The organism is Melittangium boletus DSM 14713 (assembly GCF_002305855.1).
Classification (GTDB): Bacteria; Myxococcota; Myxococcia; order Myxococcales; family Myxococcaceae; genus Cystobacter; species Cystobacter boletus.
The window spans coordinates 9,745,318-9,762,356 of sequence record NZ_CP022163.1; the positions used below are offsets into that span (position 1 = coordinate 9,745,318).

Annotated in this window: 13 protein-coding genes; 7 read left to right on the forward strand and 6 right to left on the reverse strand. The window is 69.4% G+C overall.

Features of this window, described 5'->3' with window-relative positions; all coding sequences use genetic code 11:
- The first annotated feature begins 214 nt into the window (after window positions 1–214).
- From MEBOL_RS40140 to MEBOL_RS40150, 3 genes are all read left to right on the forward strand, one after another.
- On the forward strand, window positions 215–1,222 hold the full coding sequence (locus tag MEBOL_RS40140) for a thiamine pyrophosphate-dependent dehydrogenase E1 component subunit alpha (RefSeq protein WP_095983310.1): 1,008 nt from the start codon (window positions 215–217) through the stop codon (window positions 1,220–1,222).
- A gap of 4 nt (window positions 1,223–1,226) precedes the next feature.
- Window positions 1,227–2,285 carry an alpha-ketoacid dehydrogenase subunit beta gene (locus MEBOL_RS40145; RefSeq protein WP_095982351.1) on the forward strand — a complete coding sequence of 353 codons (1,059 nt, stop codon included), beginning with the start codon at window positions 1,227–1,229 and terminating at the stop codon, window positions 2,283–2,285.
- A gap of 68 nt (window positions 2,286–2,353) precedes the next feature.
- Window positions 2,354–2,842 carry a GNAT family N-acetyltransferase gene (locus MEBOL_RS40150; RefSeq protein ID WP_095982352.1) on the forward strand — a complete coding sequence of 163 codons (489 nt, stop codon included), beginning with the start codon at window positions 2,354–2,356 and terminating at the stop codon, window positions 2,840–2,842.
- Between the two features lie 40 nt (window positions 2,843–2,882).
- On the opposite strand, the gene MEBOL_RS40155 is transcribed toward MEBOL_RS40150, so the two are convergent.
- Window positions 2,883–3,245, reverse strand: coding sequence for a TIGR02266 family protein (locus MEBOL_RS40155; protein ID WP_095982353.1), 363 nt, complete (start codon window positions 3,243–3,245; stop codon window positions 2,883–2,885).
- A 370-nt stretch (window positions 3,246–3,615) separates the two neighbouring features.
- Between MEBOL_RS40155 and MEBOL_RS40160 the strand changes: the two genes are divergently transcribed.
- A complete protein-coding gene (locus tag MEBOL_RS40160) occupies window positions 3,616–4,320 on the forward strand; it encodes a hypothetical protein (protein WP_245919297.1) in 705 nt (234 codons plus the stop codon).
- Between the two features lie 3 nt (window positions 4,321–4,323).
- Here MEBOL_RS40160 and MEBOL_RS40165 read toward each other — a convergent pair whose 3' ends face one another.
- The 3 genes from MEBOL_RS40165 to MEBOL_RS40175 all read right to left on the reverse strand — a co-directional run bounded on the left by MEBOL_RS40165 (window position 4,324) and on the right by MEBOL_RS40175 (window position 12,063).
- The gene (locus tag MEBOL_RS40165) at window positions 4,324–6,699 is read right to left on the reverse strand and encodes a YfhO family protein (RefSeq protein WP_095982355.1); all 2,376 of its coding nucleotides are present in this window, start codon (window positions 6,697–6,699) and stop codon (window positions 4,324–4,326) included.
- Between the two features lie 61 nt (window positions 6,700–6,760).
- Window positions 6,761–9,430, reverse strand: coding sequence for a phosphoenolpyruvate carboxylase (locus tag MEBOL_RS40170; RefSeq protein ID WP_095982356.1), 2,670 nt, complete (start codon window positions 9,428–9,430; stop codon window positions 6,761–6,763).
- 71 nt (window positions 9,431–9,501) lie between these two features.
- Window positions 9,502–12,063 (reverse strand): DEAD/DEAH box helicase, encoded by a 2,562-nt coding sequence (locus MEBOL_RS40175; RefSeq protein ID WP_095982357.1) that lies wholly within the window; start codon window positions 12,061–12,063, stop codon window positions 9,502–9,504.
- A 275-nt stretch (window positions 12,064–12,338) separates the two neighbouring features.
- Between MEBOL_RS40175 and MEBOL_RS40180 the strand changes: the two genes are divergently transcribed.
- The gene (locus MEBOL_RS40180; RefSeq protein WP_095982358.1) at window positions 12,339–12,971 is read left to right on the forward strand and encodes a DUF2378 family protein; all 633 of its coding nucleotides are present in this window, start codon (window positions 12,339–12,341) and stop codon (window positions 12,969–12,971) included.
- Window positions 12,972–12,974: 3 nt separating this feature from the next.
- Here MEBOL_RS40180 and MEBOL_RS43500 read toward each other — a convergent pair whose 3' ends face one another.
- Together MEBOL_RS43500 and tgt are read right to left on the reverse strand one after the other, a co-directional pair.
- On the reverse strand, window positions 12,975–13,820 hold the full coding sequence (locus MEBOL_RS43500; RefSeq protein WP_095982359.1) for an MnmC family methyltransferase: 846 nt from the start codon (window positions 13,818–13,820) through the stop codon (window positions 12,975–12,977).
- Window positions 13,821–14,999 (reverse strand): tRNA guanosine(34) transglycosylase Tgt, encoded by a 1,179-nt coding sequence (gene tgt, locus MEBOL_RS43505; protein ID WP_095982360.1) that lies wholly within the window; start codon window positions 14,997–14,999, stop codon window positions 13,821–13,823. It lies immediately after the preceding gene.
- Window positions 15,000–15,117: 118 nt separating this feature from the next.
- Between tgt and MEBOL_RS40195 the strand changes: the two genes are divergently transcribed.
- Window positions 15,118–15,765 (forward strand): TetR/AcrR family transcriptional regulator, encoded by a 648-nt coding sequence (locus MEBOL_RS40195; protein ID WP_157823983.1) that lies wholly within the window; start codon window positions 15,118–15,120, stop codon window positions 15,763–15,765.
- A 43-nt stretch (window positions 15,766–15,808) separates the two neighbouring features.
- Window positions 15,809–17,029, forward strand: a complete 1,221-nt coding sequence (locus tag MEBOL_RS40200; protein WP_095982362.1) for a cytochrome P450 — start codon at window positions 15,809–15,811, stop codon at window positions 17,027–17,029.
- Window positions 17,030–17,039 lie beyond the last annotated feature (10 nt).

Genomic DNA, 17,039 nt, shown 5'->3' on the forward strand with positions numbered 1-17,039 from the left:
ACTCTAGCGCATTTTCCGGGTTGCGCGATCTCCCGGGTCTCCTGGCTCGACCCCCCCTCCGGAGGCCGTTCGGGGGCCCGCCCGGACGCCTGGAACGTGTCTCGTTTCACTTTGTGCGCACTACGCCGCGACGCGCCATGCATTCACGCGTGAAGGCACCGGGGCCACGCGGTATAGGGGGCTCGTACCCCTCCTCTCCACCCCCGAGATGCGCGTGTCCAAACCCCGCCTCCTCAATCGCCCAGAAGACGCGGCCCCGCTCGAGCGGGACCTGCTGGTCCGGATGCATGACCTGATGGTGAAGGCGCGTGTGCTCGAAGAGCGCCTCATCCAGATGTACAAGCAGGGTCACGGCTACTTCTGGATTGGAGGCCCCGGAGAAGAGGCCTTCAACGTGCCCCTCGGCCTGCTGATGAAGAAGGGCCAGGGCCCCGCCTACGACTACCTGCACGCGCACTACCGGCAGTCGGCCACCCTGCTCGCGCTGGGCGAGGAGCCCATCGGGGCGCTGCGGCAGATGAAGAACACGGCCTCGGATCCATACTCGGGCGGCCGCAACTTCGCGGGCCACTTCTCCAAGCGCGAGTGGAACATCGCCCCGGTGTCCTCGCCCATCGAGGTGCAGTACACCATGGCGCCCGGCACGGCCCTGGCCCAGAAGCGCCACGGCGGCGATGGCATCACCATCGTCACCGGCGGCGACGCGGGGACGGCCGAGGGCGATTTCGCCTCCTGCCTGGTGTGGAGCTCGCGCCCGGGCATGGAGCTGCCCGTGCTCATCATCGTCACCAACAACCAGTGGGGCATCTCCACGCCCGCGGGCACCCAGCACGGCGAGACGCACGTGGCCGACCGCGGCCGTGCCTTCAACATCCGCACCAAGACGATCGACGGCAACGATCCCATCAACGCCTGGCGCGAGCTCAAGGAGGCCATGGAGTACGTGCGCCGCGAGCGCAAGCCCTTCCTCCTGGAGGCCATGGTGTCGCGCCTGTACGGACACTCCTCGGCGTCCGGCGCCAACTTCGTGGGCGGCGAGCAGGACTGCCTGGCGCGCTTCGAGGAGCGGCTGCTCAACGACGGCGTGCTCACACGCGAGCAGATGAACTCGCTGCGCTCGCGCTACACCGAGGAGATGGCGGCGCTCGCGCGTCAGGTCCGCGAGGAGCCCCTGCCCGGCCCCGAAACCATCTGGAACCACATCTACGCGGAGAGGAAGTAACCCCATGGCCAACATGGCACAGGCCATTCGCATGGCCCTGCACTACGCCGAGGAGAACCTGGGCGTCACCGACATCTTCGGCGAGGACGTGGGGGCTCCCCTGGGCGGTGTCTTCACCGCCACCCAGGGACTCAAGACGGCGTGGAACACGCCCCTGGACGAGCGCGGCATCATCGGCATGGCCATCGGTCTGGCCATGGCCGGCCAGCGGCCCGTCGCGGAGATCCAGTTCGCCGACTACATCTACAACACCATCGATCTGCTCAAGATCGCGGGCAACACCTGCTGGGCGAGCCACGGCGACTGGAACCTGCCCATGGTGGTGAAGACCCCCGTGGGCAGCGGCATCCGCGGCTCGCTCTACCACTCGCACTCCTTCGACGCGACGGCCACCCACATCCCGGGCTGGAAGATCGTCATGCCCTCCAACCCGCTGGATGCCTACGGGCTGATGATCTCCGCCTGCCAGGAGCTCAACCCCGTCATGTACCTGGAGCCCAAGGCGCTCCTGCGCATCAAGGGCGAGGAGCGGATTCCGGGTGAGCCCGAGGACGACAAGTCCCTGAGCAAGCTCATCGACGCGCCACTCGGCGATCGCTCGCAGTGGAAGCCCCAGTGGCCCGCGGAGCTGTCCGCGTACGCGGTGCCCATCGGCAAGGGCAAGGTGGTGCGCCCGGGCTCGCACGTGACCGTGGTCAGCTACGGCCGCACCCTGCCCCTGTGCAAGCGGGCCGCGGACGAGCTGGCCTCCAGCGGCGTGGACGCCGAGGTCATCGACATGCGCTCGCTCTGGCCCTACGACTGGGAGCTCATCAAGGGCTCCGTCGAGAAGACGGGCCGGGTGCTCTACGTGAACGAGGACACCGAGGTGACCAACTTCGGCGAGCACCTGGTGCGCCGCACCGTGGAAGAGCTCTTCTACAAGCTGCTCGCGCCGCCGCGGCTGCTCGCGGGCAAGTTCGTGCCTGGCGTGGGCCTCGCCGACACGCTGGAGATGGCGTCCGTGCCCCAGCTGGGTGACATCACCGCCGCCATCCGCGCGCTCGCTTCCGAACAGCCCTGATGTAGGCGCCCAAAGCCGCCCCAGGCCTTTGCGAGGGGGGCGGCTCCATGGTGTAGACTGGCTCGTCCGTGCAACCGACTTCCTCCAGACCCCCCGCCTCCGACGCTCCCTCCTTCCGCATCCGCCGCGCGCGCCGCGGTGACGCCGAGAGTCTGGCCACGCTCCTGCGGGAGATGGGCTACCCCCACGGCTCGGATGCCCAGACCGTCCATTGGGTCATCAGCCACCCGGAGATCGAGATCTTCGTGGCGGCGGATCTCCAGGACCGGCCCGTGGGCATGGTGTCGCTGTCGCACCGGCCCCAGTTGAGGCTGCGCGGACGCATCGCCACGGTGGATGAATTGGTGGTGACGGAAGGCTGGCGGCGCCGCGGCGTGGGCCGGGCCCTCATCCAGCAGGTCATCGAGCGGTGCGGCGCCCGGGCCCTGAGCGTCAAGCGCATCGAGATCAGCGCCTACGCCCAGGAAGCGCTCCAGGGCTTCTACGCGTCGTGCGGCTTCGTGCACGTGAGCCGCACGGTGATGCGCTACGCCGAGTTCGAGGGCCAGCACAGCTGAGAGACGGAGGGAGGCGGTGCCTCCCCCACCCCCTCGGTGCTCAGCGCTTGAAGCTGGCCACCACGCGCTGCAGGCGCTCCTGGTCGACGTCCTTCACGTCGACGAAGCGCACGCCGATGGCCTCGGCGTCGTCCCGCACCCACGAGATGACGCCCTCGAGGTCGAAGTCCTCGCCTTCCACCGACATCTGCAGCCGCACGCGCGCGCCCACGTCGTAGGAGCGGCGCGTGCGCAGGCACAGTCCTCCCGCGGACAGGTTGAGCGAGTAGGCGTGCAGCGCGCGCGCGGCGTCCTGCACCTCCTTGAATCGCACGTCGAACGTCGCGCTCATCCGCTCATGCGCCCGCCGGTTGGCATATGCCACCGCCGCTGGATCCATTGACTCGGCTGTCTTCATGGTCATGCGCACTGATTCCCTCGAGCGTGTGAGACGTGTGGCCCTTTTATAGGGAGCGCCCCGCCAGGGCGCACCCAGGGAAATCCCCTCACGTCCCAGCAAGTGTCCGCTGTCCTCCATGTCTTGTTCAAGGGGGGTCCGTTTCTACTCGAACGTCTTATTAGTCCCGTTCGCGATTACGACGGGGGCATCAATGCGAGCGGATTTTCTCCTCTGGAGTGGAGTCTTTCTCATCAGTCTGACGATGAGTGCGTGCAGCGATGGTGGCACGGGTCCCAACACAGGCGGTGATTCCGGAGTGGTCCTGGATGGAGGGGGTGTCACGCCACCAGAAGATGGCGGTGTTCCCGAGCCTCCCGTGGAGTCGGGCTGTGACGTGGCGAGGCAGCGAGGCTGTGCCACGGGCGAGGCGTGCATGCGAGGCCAGCTGGAGGACGGAGGCCAGGGCAACGTGTGCTTCGCCGGCGAGTGCGACGTGGTGGCGCAGAACTGCGCCGCGGGCTCGCGCTGCACCTATGTGAGCCAGGGCAATGTGACGAGCCGGCGCTGCGTGCCCGCGAGCACGGGCACGGTGGACGAAGGCGGCAACTGTCAGAGCATCGCGACCACCGAGGGCGACTTCTACGACACGTGCAAGGCGGGCCTGGCCTGTACGGCGTCCCCCACCTCGGGAGGCGGCACCGCCCCCTATACCTGCAAGCGCTTCTGCCACGGCGGCGATCAATGCGCGGCGCCGAGCGACTGTGTCGAGGTGATGCACTTCACGGGCTCGAATGAGCTCCCCCGGGTGTGCGGCGCGCCGGGCGCCTCGTGTGACGTGCTGACACAGGGGTGCACGAGCCCGTTGGGCTGCTACCCCTCGCCCAAGAGCGGCAGCGTGTGCGTGACGGCGGGCACACTGGCGGATGGCCAGCCGTGCACGTACTCGAACGACTGCGGCCCTGGAAGCGCGTGCGTGAAGGACGGCGTGGGGCTGGTGTGCCGCGAGATGTGCCGCGCGCCCTCGGGCTCGCCGGCTTGCTCGAGCGGCCGCTGCGAACCCCTCCAGGACTTCCCGGGCGTGGGGGTGTGCGTGCCGTAGCGCTCAGCCGCTCCGCTCGCGCCGTTCGTACCACAGCGCGAGCGCGAGCAGGGCCAGTCCGCCGAGCGACAATCCGGCCCCGAGCCTCAAGCCGGCCGCCTGGTACGTGAAGGTGACGCGGTGGGTGCCCGCCGGGAGCCGGAGGCCGCGCACCGCGACGTTGGCCGGAAGGATGGGCGCGGGCTGTCCGTCCACCGTCGCGCTCCAGCCGGAGTACCAGGCATCGTTGAGCACGAGCACCGTGGACCGGCGTGCTTCCACGTCCAACTCCACGTGCTCCGGGGTGTAGCGAACGAAGCGCACCTGGCCTGGCTCGTCCCCGGCGGGTGGCGCGTCCTCGGGTGCGCCCGGAGGACATTCGAGGACGACCTGCCGGCCGGGCTGGAAGGCGCGAGAGAAGACGCGGGCTCGCGCCGCGTCCACGTCGGGCTCGCACACGGGCGTGGCGAGATAGGCACGTGGCAGCACCCGGGGATTGCGCAGCAACACCGCGTTGAAGCGCGGCTCCTCGGCGACGACGACGTCCGCGTTGCCACCCGCCTTCGCGTACTCCGAGGCCTGGACGACGACGTAGCGCACGTGGAAGAGGCCGGCGAAGCGGCCCAGCAGCAACTCCATGGCGCCTAGCCGATCCTCCAGGCTGAAGTACCGGCTGGAGACCGTGGGCAGATAGGACAGCGCGCTCTCCAGATTCCAAAGCGCGGGCGTATCCGGCTCCAGGATGGTGACGGAGTTGATGGACGTGATGTCGATTCGCTCGAGCCCCTCGGGCACCTGCTCCTGCTTGAACTTCGGCACCGCCGCGTACACCCGAGGCCGTCCCGCTCCGGCATCCCGCTCACTCCGCAGGATGGCGTCCACCATGCTCGTGGGCTGATGGAGCACGTCGGGATACGTCACCAGGTACAAGTGCTCGTTGGCCAGGAAGAGGACGGCGAGTTGGAGCGCGATGAGCAGCCCCGCGCGCCGCTCCGGAATGCTCACCCAGAGCAGCACCCCGCCCATCACCGCGAGCATCCCCGCCGCGCTCCCGGCCGCGAGCAGGAAGTTGCCCTGGAGCATCTCCAACACCTCGGGCTGGGCCCGTGCCCAGAGTCCGCGGATCACCCCGTCCGAGAACCACCGAGTCCCCCACTCCCCCAGCAGGAGCACGCCCCACCCCGCCGCGAGTCCGAGGACGACCTGGCCGAGCCGGCGCGCCGGGACGAGCCCGCGACGCACCGCTTCCCCTCCAGCCCCCACCCCCAGCGCACACGCGAACAGGAAGTAGGGCAGCAACTTCTCCGGGTAGCGGAAGGAGTTCCAGAAGGGCATCCACCGGTAGAGCCAGCCGTAGAAGGGCAGGTGTCGCGCCATCGCCAGCGCCAGGACCAGGAGCGCGCCCCCCGCCACCTTCCACGTCAGCGGCTCGCGCCGATGGACCCAGAGGGCCACGCCCAGCAGGACCAGGGCGGGCGCCCCCAGGTGGACCGAATCCACCCAGAGCGTCTGCATGCCGGACTGGAGCAATTCGTCCGCCAGCGCGAGCGGGGCACTGCCCGTGTTCGGATCGAGGAAGAGCGGCCCGAGGGCGAGCTCGAGCAGCCTCAACGGGTGGAAGGAGAAGGAGGTGGCCTTCTCGAGCGTGGCCGCGGTGGGTTGCGCGTCCCCGAGCACGCCGAGCACCGGAAGAATCTGCACCGAGGAGAGGAGCACGCCGAGCGCGATCAACAGGAGCGCGCGGGGCACTGCCCGCGCAATCTCGGAGCGCCGGGGGCGCAGCAGCACGAGCCCCAGCAGCGCGCCATTGCACAGGGCGAAGCTCTGGGGATCGCCGCTCAACAGCACGAGACACAGGGGGACGGCGGCGGCGGCGGCGCGGCGCGCGGAGGGCTCGCGCAGGAAGCGTTCGGCGCCCCACAACGCCCAGGGGAACGTCGCGGCCGCCATCAGGTAGAGCAGGTTGTTGCTGATGCACACCAGGTAGCCGCTCAAGGCGTAGGTGAGCCCCGCGAGCAACGCCGCGCCTCGGCCCTGCCCCCACAACCGGGCGAAGCGGTAGGTGCCCGCCAGCGCGGCGACATAGGCGCCCAGGGTGATGAGCTTGAGCGCCGTCTCGAGCGGCAGCAGCAGGTAGAGAAGGTTCGTGGGGTGGAACGCCCCGGAGATGAGCATGCCCGGATAGGGCTGCCCCAGACCGTCGTAGGGGTACCACTCCGGAAACTGGAACTGGGAGACGCGCTCCACCCAGTACTTCTTCAGCGGGTAGTAGACCCGGAGGATGTCGCGCGCGATGAACACCTTGTCGGTGAAGGTCGCGCGGTGGAAGTAGAGGAGCGGAATCGCCAGGGTGGCGAATACCACCGCGAGGCGGCTCCGGGTTGGCGCGGGAAGGGGCATGGGTCGCCGCCCATTAACCTTCTCCGCTCCCGGAGCGACAAGCCATTCCGCGCCTCGCGTCTCACCCGGTGTTGCGCATGCCCCCGGCGATGCCGCTGAGCGTGAGCAGCAGCGGCCGGTCGCAGTGGTCCTCTCCCGCGCGCTTGCGCCGCATGAGCTCCACCTGGAGGAAGGACATGGGATCGATGTAGGGGTTGCGCAGGGCGATGCTCTGCTTGAGCTGCCGGTTGTTGGCGAGCAGGCGCGGCTCTCCCGTCACGCGCTTCACCCACCGCAGGGTGCGCGAGTACTCGGCGCGGATGCGCGCCCACAGGTCCTTCGTGGACTCGGGGGCCAGGGCCGCGTAGCGCGAGGCGATGGCCATGTCCGACTTGGCGAGCACCATGGCCACGTTGTCGATGACGGTGCGGAAGTAGGGCCACTGCTTGTACATGCGGTTGAGCAGCACCAGCCCCTCGGGCCGCGAGCCCAGCGTCTCCAGCGCCGAGCCCACCCCGTACCAACCCGGGAGGATCGCGCGATTCTGCGTCCAGGAGAACACCCAGGGGATGGCGCGCAGGGACTCGAGGCCGCCCGCGGCACGCTTGCTCGGGCGCGAGCCGATGGGCAGGGCGGAGATCTCCTCGATGGGCGTGGCCGCCTGGAAGAAGGGCACGAAGGCTGGATCCTCCCAGACGAGCGCCCGGTAGGCGCGGCGGCCCGTCTCCGCCAGCTCGTCGAAGGCGGCACGGAACGCGGGCTCCTCCTCGGACGCCAGCCGCGGCTGGGCATCGAGCGAGTGCAGCAATACCCCGCCGAGCACCAGCTCCAGGGTGCGCCGCGCCAGCTCGGGACGGGCGTACTTGTGATCCAACGCCTCGCCTTGCTCGGTGGCCTTGTAGGTGCCCGCCACGCTGCCCGGCGGCAACGCGAGGATGGCCGCCTGGGCGGGACCGCCGCCACGCGCCACCGTCTCGCCACGGCCGTGGAACAGGCGCAGGCGCACCCCCGCCTCGTGCGCCACCTGGGTGAGCGCGGACTGGGCCCGGTAGAGCGCGGCGTTGGCGGCCAGCAGCCCCACCTCCTTGCCCGAGTCGCTGTAGCCCACCATCACCTCCTGCACCCCGCGCGCCTTGAGGTGCTGGCGGTACTCCGCGTGGGTGAACAGCGCGCGCAGCACGCCCGGGCCGTCATCGAGCGCCCCGAGTTGTTCGAACAAGGGCACCACGTCCACGGTGGCGCACCCGCGAGCCTCGTCCCAGAGCCCCACGCCCTTGGCGCACTGGAAGGCCGCCAGCACGTCCTCGGCGGTCGAGGCCATGGAGAGGATGAGCGTGCGGCAACACCCCTCCCCCGACTCGGCCTGGGCCTCGCGCATGCGCTGGAGCACCGCGAGCAGCCGCTTGCCGCCCTCGGTCGGCGCGGGGCCGCCATTCAGGGACGCGGCGGCGCTGCGCGCGTCCTCGGCGGGGGCGCGCACCTCCAGCTCGGCGAGGTGGAAGCCCACGGCGCGCACCAGCGCGATGAAGCGGCGGATCTGCCGCACGCCCGCGTGACCCGCCCGGGCCTCGTTGAGCGAGCGCTCCAGCAGCTCCAGATCCCTCAGGAGATCCTGGGGCGAGCGGTAGGCGGCGTCGGGTAGCGGATTCGTCTTCCCGGCGCGGCGGCCCTCGACGTAGACGAGCGCGGCCTGGAGCCGTCCCTCCATGAAGCGCAGCTTGCGGCGCCAGGGCTCGCCCTCGGTACGGGCACCATAGCGCGCCATCACCTCGGGCAGGGCGCGGGCATCCGCGTCAAGCGAGGCCTGGAGTTCATCGGAGACGTGGGTATGGCGCTCGGACTGGGTGAGCACCCACCCCAGCTTGGCGATGTTCTCGCGCAGGGCGCGCAGGCCCCGGGCCCGGTGGGCGCGCAGCGTGTCCGCGAACACCTCGGGCGTCACCAGGGGATTGCCGTCCATGTCGCCGCCCACCCACGAGTGCACCCGCACCGGCGCGACGATGACGCCCAGGGGCTCGCCATAGGCGCGCTCGAAGGCCCAGTTGAGCGTCTCCGGCATGAGCGCGAGCTGCTCGGCCAGCACCTCCTCCACGTACCAGAGGACGTTCTTCACCTCGTCGCCCACCGTGGGGCGCTCGCGGCGCAGCTCGTCCGTCTGCCACAGGGCGGAGATCTCCTCGCGCATGGCCAGGTGCGTGTCCGCCTTCTCGCGGGGCGTGAGCTGGCAGCGGTCGCGGTTCTCCAGGAGCCGGGCGAGCCGGTACGTCTTCTCCAGCACGGTGCGGCGCGCGGCCTGGGTGGGGTGCGCGGTGAGGGTGAGCGTCACGCGCATGGCCTGGAGCGTCTCGCGCAGCTTCGCGGCGCTCACGCCCGCCTGCCGCAGCTGTTGCATCACCGCCTCGAGCGAGCCGCGCTGGGCCCCGCGCTGTCCGCTGATCTGATGCTCGCGGGTGCGGCGCACGCGGTGGTTCTGCTCGGCCAGGTTGACGAGGCGGAAGTAGGTGGAGAAGGCGCGCAGCACGGGCTCGGCCTGCTCCAGGGGCATGCGGCGCAGGAGCGCGGCCAGCTCCGAGGCGGCGGCGCGGCGGCCTGACTTGGGACCCCGGCGCCGCTCGATGGAGAGCCGGCGCACGCGCTCCTCCAGCTCGAAGACGGCCTGACCCTCCTGTTCGATGATGACTTCCCCGAGCAGTTGGCCCAGGAGCCGGACGTCCTGGCGCAGCGGCAGATCCACGTGACGAATGGGAGGCATGACGCGGCACGCTAGGACGCCCCCCGGCGCGGATCCACCCCCGAAAAGGGACTATCCGCGTCCCAACGTCCTCACGTCCCGATGCGGCGCAGGATGAGCAGGGGCCCGTCGTCCACCTTGCGCTCCGTCAGATCGATGGCGCAATCGAGCATCCAGTCGCCATGGCCCTCGGGATCCAACAGGCGCTGCTGGGCGTCCCACTGCCGGGGGCCCGTCTCCTTGAGGAGCGTGTAGGCGGGCCGGCGGGCCTGGGGCGTGAGCACCACGCTGCCGTGCTCCTCGAAGTAGGGAGCCATGGCCGCCTCCAGCTTCGCCGCCGTCCAGGCCTCCCCGCCCGCGTCCAGCCGCAGGAGCGAGACCGCGTCCGCCCACCGGCGCAGGCCGAGCATGCGCACCAGCCGGTACAGCTCGTTGCGCACGTGCGCCGCGAAGGCCCGGGGATCGTCGGTGAGGTCCTGCGGGCGGCGCTCGGCGGGGGCCTCGGGCCGGGGCATGAGCGCCTCGCCCGGGCTCTTCAGCCGCTCCCACTCGTCCAACAGGCTCTGGTCCACGTGGCGGATCATCGCCCGCAGCCACTCGATGATGTCCTTGAGCTCGTCGTTGCGGTAGCGCTCGGGGATGGTCTGGGTGAGGGCCTTGTAGCAATCCCCCAGGTAGCGCATGAGCACGCCCTCGCTGCGCTGCAGGCCGTACTCCCGGATGTAGTCGTGGAACGTCATGTACCGCTCGTACATGTCGCGCAGAATGGACTTGGGCCGGATGTTCTCCGCGCCCACCCACGGGTGCTTGTCCGCGAAGGCGTTGAAGGTCGTGTAGATGAAGTCGCGGTTGGGCTTGGGCCACTCGAGCTTGTCCAGCTCCGCCATGCGCTCGTCGTACTCCATGCCGCGCGCCTTCATCTCGGCGATCTTCTCGCCCTTGAGCTCGTGCAGCTGGGCGTAGAGCACCACCTCGGGGTTCTCCAGGATGGACTCCGCGAGCGTCACCACGTCCAGCGCGTACGTCTCCGACTCGTGGTCCAGCTTGTTGAGCGTGTCCAGCAGGTAGAGCGACAGCGTCTGGTTGAGCGAGAAGTCGCGCTGCAGACCCGGCGCCACCGCCACGCTCGCCCCGCCGCCCCCCTCCCCCTTCTGCACGAGCACGAGGCCCGCGTTGCGCAGGGTGCGGAAGCACGCCGCCGCTTCCTTGAGGTTGCGCTTCTTGATGTAGTCCGAGCCGTGGGAGCGATCGATGAGCCGCACCAGGCGCTGGTAGCCCTCGGCGCCGCCCACCATCTCGCTCTGGAGCAGGTTGAGCAGGAAGCCGTGCGTCACCTCGAAGCGCGACTCCAGGGCCTCGGGCAGGCCCGTCTGCAGCCGCTCGAAGGTGTTCTTGTCGTAGTTGACGAAGCCCTTCTGCGGCGGAGGCTTGCGCGGCAGGCGCTTGCCGCCCTTGGCCTCCTTCTGGGCGATCTTCACGTTCTCGATGACGTGCTCGGGCGCCTGGGCCACCACGCTGCCCTGGGTGTCGAAGCCCTTGCGGCCCGCGCGCCCGGCGATCTGCTGGAAGTCGCGCACGCTCAGCGTGGCCAGCTTCTCGCCGTTGAACTTGAAGAGCTGGGTGAAGAGCACCGTGCGGATGGGGATGTTCACCCCCACGCCCAGCGTGTCCGTGCCGCTGATGACCTTGAGCAGGCCCGTCTGCGCGAGCCGCTCCACCAGCAGCCGGTACTTGGGCAGGAGGCCCGCGTGGTGCATGCCGATGCCGTGGCGCAGGAAGCGCTGGAACTCCTTGCCGTAGGGCGTGTCGAAGGGCGCCTCCTGCAGCGCCAGGCGGATGGCCTCCTTCTCCTCCTTGGTGGAGAAGTCCACGCTCATCAGGTTCTGCGCCTGCTCGGCCGCCGCGCGCTGGGAGAAGTTCACCAAGTAGATGGGCGCCTTCCTCTGGCGGATGAGGTCCTGGATGGTCTCGTGCAGGGGCGTCTCGCGGTACTCGAAGTCCAGGGGCACCGGGCGCACCGCGCTGCGCACGCTCACCACCTCACGGCCGGTGAACTCCTGGAGCTTCTCCTCGATGACGTGCGTGTCGCCGAGCGTGGCCGACATCATCAGGAAGGTGGTGCCCGGCAGGGTGATGAGGGGAATCTGCCAGGCGATGCCACGCTCGCGGTCCGCGTAGTAGTGGAACTCGTCCATCACCACGTAGTCCGCGCGCAGCATGGCGTCGCGCAGGCCGAGGTTGGCGAGGATCTCCGCGGTGCAGCAAATGATGGGCGCCTCGCGGTTGATGGCCGCGTCGCCGGTGAGCAGGCCCACGTTCTCCGCGCCAAAGGCCTCGCACAGGGCGAAGAACTTCTCGTTGACGAGCGCCTTGATGGGGCAGGTGTAGAAGGACACCTTGCCCTCGGCCATGGCCTTGAAGTGCAGCGCCATGGCCACCAGCGACTTGCCCGAGCCGGTGGGCGTCTTGAGGAAGAGGTGCTTGCCCCCGAGCAATTCGAGGATGGCTTCCTCCTGCGCTGGGTAGAGGGCGAGCCCGGTGGACTCCACCCACCCCACGAAGCGGCTGAGGATTTCATCGGAGTCGAGGGGGCCCTGCGAGCGCTCCGGCAGGAGGGCCGCGAGCGGCGCACGGGGAGATTCAGTCGTGACCATGGGGGGGCGGACTTTAGGCGGGAGGGTGGGAGAAACGCCGGGGAAAGTGCACCCGAAATCCCGGAAAACACCTTCAACCCGTGAAAAGTCAAATAAACGGTCCTCAAATACGCTAGGATGCCGGGAGCGGGCATACCGCCCGCGCTTCTCATTCACGGAATGTCACGATCGGCGTCACTCCAAGGACGTAGATTTCCATTCAACGTGCATAACTGCACGATCCCTGAACAGGCATGTAGCGCCCACCTCTAGAGACCGGATATACCGGCAAACCTATGACCGGCGACAAGCTCGTCTACTCAGGAACCGTCGAAGCGCTCTTTGTCCGGGCGCTGGAGAACCGTCTCACCCCGGCGTGCAGGCAGCGCTTGCGGGAAGCGGGGCTCGATCTGGAGCAGAAGCTCCCTCCCTCTTACACGCTCGAGCAGTGGAAGCAGTTCCTCCGCATCGCGGCGGACCACGTCTACGCGGGCATGCCCGCCGAGGCGGCGTACTACTCGCTCGGTGAGCGTTTCATCGATGGGTATTTTTCCAGCATCTTTGGACGGGCCCTGCTGGGCATGGCCCGGCTGCTCGGTCCCCGGCGGGCGCTGACCCAGGCCCGGTTGTGCTTCCGCACGAGCGCCAATTGCAGCGAGGTGCGCATCGTGGAGCGGAGCCCCACCGAGGTCGAGGTGTGGCTGACGGACATCGGGGCGGACCTGCCCACGTTCGTGGCGGGTGTGCTCTCCCGGGCCACGGAGTTGTCCGGGGGCCAGCGCGTGGTCGCCATCCCCGAGGGCTTCGACGGCCAGTCCGCCACCTATTATGTCCGTTGGTCCGAGCAGGCCGAGGAGCTCGGGAGCCCGGCGCTTGGCGCTCCGTCCTCGGCCCGGAAGGCCGCCGCCGAGAGCCACCCGCCGGCGTAGGCCTCAGCCCGCCCCCCACTGGGGGTGGGCCAGCACCCGCGCCTCGGCCTCCGCGGTCAGCGCCTCTCCATGGGGCGCCCTCGCGGAGGAGCGGCGCCAGCGCTCCAGCCAGCGCTCGCCCAGGGGTGAGGCCAGGGCCTCCCGGCGCGTGGCCCCCACCGTGGTCTCCCCCTTGGTCCCCGTGGACAGCCCCGCCCCCACGTAGAAGCCCGCGAGCAGCAGGGTGACGCGCGTGGGCGTGGCGGCGCTGTACGTGAGCAGCAACGCGCCCTCTCCGTCCTCCCGGCACCCCGCTCGCACCCGCCGCAGCACGGGCACCGTCCACATCTCCGGGTTGCTCGCCGGGGAGAACGGATCGAAGAACACCAGGTCCGCCTTCGGCACCGCCTCCAGCCGGCCCCGGGCATCCCCCAGGTGCAGCCGCCAGCGCACCCCCTCCGACTCCCAGGCCCCGTCGCGCATCAGCGCCTCGGCCGCCTCCCGGAAGGGTTGCAGGAAGGGGAAGCCCGCCGCGTCCGCCAGCGCCAGCCGCAAGGGCGCCAGGTCCACCTCGAAGCTCACGATCTCCAGGCCACGCCGACGCTCGCCGCCCAGCTCCCGCGCGCACGTGAGCGCCGCCACCGCGTTCGTCGCCGCGCCCAGGCCCACGTCGTGGATGACCAGGGGCTCGCCCGGAGCGCGCAGGCGCTCGGCCAGACGCGGCTGCTCCACGTACAGGCGCAGCGCCTCCTGCCAGGGGCCCGTCGCCGGGTGCATCACCTCGCCATGCCCCAGGTGGCGCACCGCCCGCGCGCCGTTGCGCAGCGTCACCAGCTCGAAGTCCCCGTCCCTCGGATTCGGCGTGTCCACTCAGCCCACGTCCTTGAGCGTCACCGCGTTCGCGCCCACCTCGAGCCGCGCCTCCTTCAGGTCCTTGGGCGTGGCCACCATCTGCTTGAGCTCGCGGTAGGCCTGCGCGTACGAGCCCCGGAGGATGGCGTCGCGCATCTTCCAGGTGAGCATCTGGTAGTGGTGCACGTTGTGCACCGAGAGCATCCGCGAGCCCGTGTGGTGCTTGCCGCTCATCAGGTGCTGCAGATAGCCGCGGCTGTAGCGCTTGCACACGTAGCAGTCGCACATCGGATCCAACGGCTCGTCGGACAGGCGGAAGGCCTGGCGGGTGATGCGCACCAAGCCCTGGAAGGTGTAGGCGTAGCCCTGCTGGGCCATCTTCGTGGGGATGATGCAGTCGAACATGTCCACGCCCCGGAGCACCGCCTCCAGGAGATCCGTGGGCGTGCCCACGCCCATGAGGTAGCGCGGCTTGTCCTGGGGCAGCGACGCCGCGGCGCGCGCCGTCATGGTCTTGCGCTCCTCGTTCGTCTCGCCCACCGCGAGCCCGCCAATGGCGAAGCCGTCGAAGGGGTGCTGGGTGAGGAAAGCGGCGCTCTCGTCGCGCAGGTGCGGGTGCACCCCGCCCTGGACGATGGCGAAGAGCGCCTGGCCCGTGTCCACCTGGTTCTTCGCCGCCAGGCTGCGCACCGCCCAGCGGTGGGTGCGCTCCATGGCCTCGCGCGTGCCCGGCTCGTCCGTGCGCGAGTCGATGCACACGTCCAGCACCATCATGATCTCCGAGTTGATCGCCTGCTGCATGGCGATGCTCGACTCGGGGCTGAGCAACTGTCGGCTGTTGTCATAGAAGGAGCGGAAGTGGGCGCCCTTCTCGGTGATGAGCCGATCCTCGGGCAGCGAGAAGATCTGGAAGCCGCCCGAGTCCGTGAGCACCGCCCCATCCCACTGCATGAAGGGGTGGATGCCACCGAAGCGTTTGAACACCTCGGCGCCCGGCTTGAGCATCAGGTGGTACGTGTTGGACAGCAGGATCTTCGAGCCGGTGGCCTTGATCTCCTCCATGCCCAAATGACGGAAGGAGGCGTGGGTGGCCACGGGCATGAAGACCGGCGTGGGGATGGAACCCCGGCGGGTGTGCAACACCCCGGCGCGGGCCCCCGTGGAATCTGTGGTGACGAGCTCGAAGCGGACGGCCATGGAGCCCGCCTTATACCCGTGGCGCGCCCGGATCACGCCCTCCATCCACCCGGCCGCCCGCTCGACTGCCCTCGGGGGCCATTGCGAATTCCAGGTTTTTGAATCAAGATTCATCGCGATGAGTTCGAGTTCAAAATCCCGAGGCAAGCCTCAACTCCTGCGCACGCGGATGCGGGAAGAGGCGCGGGCGACCATCCTCGACGCGGCGGAGCAGGTGCTCGCCGAGCAGGGCCTCGCCTCCACGCGGATGGAGGACATCGCCGCGCGCGTGGGAGTCTCCGTCGGCACGCTCTACAACTACTTCGAGGACCGGCAGGCGCTGCTCCAGGCGCTGCTCGACGCCCAGGGACAGGAGTTGCTGGCGCGGATCGACGCGGAGTTGGAGCGAAGCCAGGGCGCCCCCTACCGCACGCGGTTGCCCGGCCTGCTGCGCGCCATCCTCGAGCACGTCCAGACGCACTTCGGCCTCTTCTCCCTGCTCCAGCGAGAAGACGTCCGGCGCAGCGCCTCGACGGGCGAGGATCTGGCGCGCCACCAACACCTGTGGAGCGAGGCCTCCCAGCGCCTCGAGCAGCTCGGCCAGGAAGGCATCGCCCAGGGGGAGCTGCGGCCCGAGGATGCCCGGCACTACCCCACGCTGCTGCTGGGCATGATGCAGAGCACGCTCTCGCGGCAGGTCCTCGAGCGGCAACCGCTCCCCATCGAGGAGCAGTTGGGGGTGCTGCTGCGCTGCTTCCTCGAGGGCGCCCGCCCGCGCTCCGGATGAGTCTTCCCCTTCACCGCCGTTGGCATCTCAAGGAGAACCCGACATGGACCTGCTGAGCCGCTTCGACTTCTTCAGCCCCGACGTGATGCGCAACCCCTACCCCTACTTCGCGGAGCTGCGCGACAAGGCCCCCCTCCACTACGACGCCAAGCTGAAGGCCCATGTGCTCAGCCGCTACGAGGACGTGGCGTTCGTGCTCAAGAACCACGCCTTGTTCTCCTCCACGAAGATCCGCATCGCCGGCAAGCTCCAGGAGGAGCGCGCCTCCGTGAAGGAGTTGGGCTCGGTGTCCAACCTCGTGTCCATGGATCCGCCGGTGCACACGCGCCTGCGGGGTCTCGTCAGCCGCTCCTTCACGCCCAAGCAGATCAACGCCATGGAGCCGCGCGTGCGCGAGCTGTCGCGCGAGCTCGTCGCGGAGATGACCTCCCGGTCCGAGTTCGACTTCATGGACGCGCTGGCCTCGCCCCTGCCCGTCACCATCATCGCGGAGATGCTCGGCATCGACCCCGTGCGCCGCCGCGACTTCAAGCGCTGGAGCGACAACCTCATCCAATCCAACAACGCCACCCTCCAGTCCGGCGAGACGCCCGAGGAGGTCATCCGCAGCGCCAAGGAGATGCTCGCCTACATGACGGAGGTGGCCGAGGCGCGCCGCCGCGAGCCCCGGGGCGACCTCATCTCCCTGCTCGTCCAGGAAATCGATGGCGTGGCGGCCCTGACGCCCCCGGAGGTCAACTCCTTCACCACGCTGCTGCTCATCGCCGGCAACGAGACCACCACCAACCTGCTGGGCAACGCCCTCACCGCCCTCATCCGCAACCCCGGGGAGTACGAGGCGTTCCGGCGCGATCCCTCTCCCGCCGCCTGCTCGGCGATCTGCGAGGAGACGCTGCGCTACGACTCGCCCGTGATCGGGCTCTTCCGCCGCACCACGCAAGAGGTGGAGATGAGCGGGGGCAAGCTGCCCGCGGACACCTCCGTCATGGTGCTCCTGGCCTCCGCCAACCATGACCCGCGCAAGTTCCCCGAGCCGGAGCGCTTCGACCCGACGCGCGACACCCATGGCCTGATGTCCTTCGGCCACGGCATCCACTTCTGCCTCGGCGCGCCGCTGTCCCGGCTGGAGGCGCCCGTGGCCCTGCGGGAGTTGATGGAGCGCGCGCCCCGCCTGGGCTTCTCGCCGCGCCAGCCCCAGGACATCGACTACGGCGGCTCGTTCTTCCTGCGAGGCCCCAAGTCCCTCTGGCTCCAGAAGAACTGAACCCGCGCGC

Bases quoted from the DNA above. Each gene is read 5' to 3' on its own strand.
- MEBOL_RS40165 (WP_095982355.1), bottom strand. From the start codon at position 6,699: ATGCCCCTTCCCGCGCCAACCCGGAGCCGCCTCGCGGTGGTATTCGCC.
- MEBOL_RS40180 (WP_095982358.1), top strand. From the start codon at position 12,339: ATGACCGGCGACAAGCTCGTCTACTCAGGAACCGTCGAAGCGCTCTTT.
- MEBOL_RS40175 (WP_095982357.1), bottom strand. From the start codon at position 12,063: ATGGTCACGACTGAATCTCCCCGTGCGCCGCTCGCGGCCCTCCTGCCG.
- MEBOL_RS40195 (WP_157823983.1), top strand. From the start codon at position 15,118: ATGAGTTCGAGTTCAAAATCCCGAGGCAAGCCTCAACTCCTGCGCACG.
- MEBOL_RS40200 (WP_095982362.1), top strand. From the start codon at position 15,809: ATGGACCTGCTGAGCCGCTTCGACTTCTTCAGCCCCGACGTGATGCGC.
- MEBOL_RS40155 (WP_095982353.1), bottom strand. From the start codon at position 3,245: ATGACCATGAAGACAGCCGAGTCAATGGATCCAGCGGCGGTGGCATAT.
- MEBOL_RS40170 (WP_095982356.1), bottom strand. From the start codon at position 9,430: ATGCCTCCCATTCGTCACGTGGATCTGCCGCTGCGCCAGGACGTCCGG.
- MEBOL_RS40145 (WP_095982351.1), top strand. From the start codon at position 1,227: ATGGCCAACATGGCACAGGCCATTCGCATGGCCCTGCACTACGCCGAG.
- tgt (WP_095982360.1), bottom strand. From the start codon at position 14,999: ATGGCCGTCCGCTTCGAGCTCGTCACCACAGATTCCACGGGGGCCCGC.